This window comes from Streptomyces sp. NPDC001851 (genome assembly GCF_040297165.1).
Lineage (GTDB): Bacteria > Actinomycetota > Actinomycetes > Streptomycetales > Streptomycetaceae > Streptomyces.
In genome coordinates, this window is the sequence record NZ_JBEOYR010000086.1 from 1 (window position 1) to 1165 (window position 1165).

The following is a 1165-nucleotide window of genomic DNA, read 5'->3' on the forward strand; positions in this document are numbered from 1 at the left end:
ATTTCATTGGAAAATAAATAAGTCGTGCTATCCTAATCTTAAAGCACTAAGCATTAGAAAGCTCACGACTTATATGACTTATAATAGCACACTTCCAAAAGTTTTTGTTTATTTACTGACAACCATTGAGACGCTTTATCAAACGAGTGTTCCCCTTGAGGTTCAAAACCGAAAGAACGTCCATCTCGCAACATCAGATTGCTTAGTTATCGCTTGTTACCTCTGGGGCGTACTGCATTTTAGTGAAACGCTTAAAGCTAAGCACCAACTGGCTCAAAGTTTATTTCCTAATTTCCTAGAATATTCTCGCTTTGTCCGCCGTTGTAATGCCCTCTTACCGAGTATCCAAGTCATTCGCCAAGCACTCGTCTTTAAAGAGGTTGAAGGAATGAGTGTATCCATTATTGACAGCTTCCCCATTCCTTTGTGTCAGCCTATTCGTAATTTCAGAAGCAAAGTTCTTGGAGATTATGCAAATGTTGGCTACAATGCTACAAAGGGACAGTACTTCTATGGATGTAAATGTCATGCTTTAGTCAGTGAATCAGGCTATGTCATAGACTACACAATTACTCCTGCTTCAATGGCTGATAGTTCAATGACCGAGGAAGTGTTGAGTCAATTTGGGACACCAACAGTCCTTGGAGATATGGGATATTTAGGTCAGTCACTGCATGATAGGCTGGAATTAAAAGGAATTGATCTAATTACACCTGTCAGGAAGAACATGAAGCAAAAGAAAATCCTTTTCCCTAATTTTTCAAAACGTAGAAAAGTGATTGAGCGAGTTTTCTCTTTTTTGACAAATCTAGGAGCTGAGCGTTGTAAAAGTCGTTCGCCTCAAGGTTTTCAATTGAGATTAGAGATGATACTTTTAGCGTATTCTTTACTGTTAAAATCAGCTAAATCACTGGAACCAGAGACTTTAAGATATTCTATCGGGTATCAAGTCATGGCTAAATAATCAACTAGCAATTCGGGTATATATATAGAAATAGGTATATAATAAAATACATTGATAGGGAATGAAAACTAAACTATTGATAATAGTTAACCCAAATTGCTAGTTAATTTCATTGGAAAATAAATAAGTCGTGCTATCCTAATCTTAAACCACTAAGCATTAGAAAGCGCACGACTTATATGACTTATAATAGCACACTTC

General features: G+C 36.7%; 1 protein-coding gene. It reads left to right on the top strand.

Features of this window, described 5'->3' with window-relative positions:
• Window positions 1–73 precede the first annotated feature (73 nt).
• Window positions 74–964: an IS982-like element ISLll1 family transposase gene (locus ABT171_RS41650; protein ID WP_351252167.1), complete on the top strand. Its 891-nt coding sequence runs from the start codon at window positions 74–76 to the stop codon at window positions 962–964.
• The last annotated feature ends 201 nt before the right edge of the window (window positions 965–1165 follow it).

Excerpts from the sequence above, each read along its gene's own strand:
- ABT171_RS41650 (WP_351252167.1), top strand. The coding sequence starts at position 74 with ATGACTTATAATAGCACACTTCCAAAAGTTTTTGTTTATTTACTGACA.